This is a genomic window from Saccharopolyspora sp. 6M (assembly GCF_020176775.1).
Taxonomy (GTDB): Bacteria; Actinomycetota; Actinomycetes; order Mycobacteriales; family Pseudonocardiaceae; genus Saccharopolyspora_C; species Saccharopolyspora_C gregorii.
In genome coordinates this window covers 1-2,006 of the sequence record NZ_JAIUJZ010000258.1, presented here as the reverse complement: position 1 = coordinate 2,006, position 2,006 = coordinate 1, and the positions used below count along the sequence as shown (strand labels likewise).

Annotated in this window: 1 protein-coding gene; it reads right to left on the bottom strand. The window is 72.6% G+C overall.

Translation table 11 applies throughout. From position 1 onward, the window contains the following. Positions 1–127: 127 nt before the first annotated feature. The gene (locus tag LCD31_RS26610) at positions 128–1,627 is read right to left on the bottom strand and encodes a CoA-acylating methylmalonate-semialdehyde dehydrogenase (protein ID WP_224962538.1); all 1,500 of its coding nucleotides are present in this window, start codon (positions 1,625–1,627) and stop codon (positions 128–130) included. Positions 1,628–2,006: the final 379 nt, after the last annotated feature.

The following is a 2,006-nucleotide window of genomic DNA, read 5'->3' as shown; positions in this document are numbered from 1 at the left end:
CCCCGCGCCCCCGGGGCCCCCCCCCCGCGGGGGGGGCGCCCCCCGGCCCCCCCCCCCCCCCCCGCCTCCCCTTCGCCTTGGCGGCCGCGGGGGGGCCCCCGGGGGGGCCCCCCCCGGGGGCGCGGGGTCAGTTCATCGTGGGGATGGTGAAGCTGGCGCCTTCCTTGAGCCCGGAGGGCCAGCGGGAGGTCACCGTCTTCGTCTTCGTGTAGAACTTGATCGAGTCCGGCCCGTGCTGGTTGAGGTCGCCGAATCCGGACCGCTTCCAGCCGCCGAACGTGTGGTAGGCGATCGGCACCGGGATCGGCACGTTCACCCCGACCATGCCGGTGTTGACGCGGCTGACGAACTCGCGCGCCGCGTCGCCGTCCCTGGTGAAGATCGCGACCCCGTTGCCGTACTCGTTCTCGCTGGGCAGCCGCACCGCCTCCTCGTAGTCCGCGGCGCGCACCACCGACAGCACCGGGCCGAAGATCTCCTCGCGGTAGATCCGCATGTCCGGGGTGACGTGGTCGAACAGCGAGGCGCCCGCGAAGAACCCGTCCTCGTGGCCCTCCAAGGCGAACCCGCGGCCGTCGACCAGCAGCGACGCTCCCTCTTCGACCCCGGCGGCGACGAGCTCGTCCACCCGCTGCAGCGCCTGCCTGGTCACCAGCGGCCCGAAGTCGGCGTCCGCGTCGAAGCTGGTGCCGATCTTGAGCTTGCGCACCCGCTCCACGAGCTTCTCCACCAGCGCGTCCGCGGTCGCCTCGCCGACCGGCACCGCCACCGAGATGGCCATGCACCGCTCGCCCGCCGAGCCGTAGCCCGCACCGACCAGCGCGTCCACCGCCTGGTCCAGGTCCGCGTCCGGCATCACGATCATGTGGTTCTTGGCCCCGCCGAAGCACTGCGCGCGCTTGCCGTGCGCGGCGGCGGTGGCGTAGATGTACTCGGCGATCGAGGAGGAGCCGACGAACCCGACGGCCTCGATCCGCGGGTCGGTGAGCACCGCGTCCACCGCCACCTTGTCGCCGTTGACCACGTTGAGCACACCCGGCGGCAGGCCCGCCTCGACGAACAGCTCGGCCAGCCGCAGCGGCACCGACGGGTCCCGCTCGGAGGGCTTGAGCACGAAGGAGTTGCCCGCCGCGATCGCCGGAGCGGCCTTCCACAGCGGGATCATCGCGGGGAAGTTGAACGGCGTGATGCCCGCGACCACACCCAGCGGCTGGCGCAGCGAGTACACGTCGATGCCGGTGCCCGCGTTCTCGCTGTACTCGCCCTTGAGCAGGTGCGGCACGCCGACCGCGAACTCGACGACTTCCAGGCCGCGCTGGATGTCGCCCTTGGCGTCGGCGACGGTCTTGCCGTGCTCGGCGGAGAGCAGCCGGGCCAGCGAGTCCATCTCCTCGCCGACCAGCTGCAGGAAGCGCATCAGCACCCGGGCTCGCTTCTGCGGGTTCTGCGCGGCCCACGCCGGCTGGGCCTCGGCCGCGTTCGCGACCGCGGCGGCGACCTCCTCGGCGGAGGCGAGCGGCACCTTGGCCTGCACCCCGCCGGTGTTCGGGTCGAACACGTCACCGAAGTTCCCGGAGGTACCGGCGACCCGTTCGCCGCCGATGAAGTGCTCCAACTCCTGGGACATACCGCACCGCACCTTTCGCCGTTCGCACCGTTGATCCCGGCCTGCCCGCATCGGCCACCGCTGCCGCCGGTCGACTCATCTAGTCGGGCATTTTAGTCGGGCTTCCAACCTTCGGTGACCCAATCATCAGCCTAGCCGGCGCGGCCGCAACAGGTGCCGCAGATCACAGCGTTCGAACGGGTGAAGCATCGGCTGGGCGGGGCGAGGTCGGTCCAGGGCGGGGCCGGTTCCGTTCCCGGCGGACGCCGCTCCCGGGCCGTGCTGTTCCCGGGCGGTGCCGCTCCGGCCGCGTCACTCCCGGTCGGCCCGCACCGCCGTCGCGATCGTCTCCGCGACCAGCGCGAACGACAGCGCCCCCGCGTCCGGCGTGCCCAGGCCC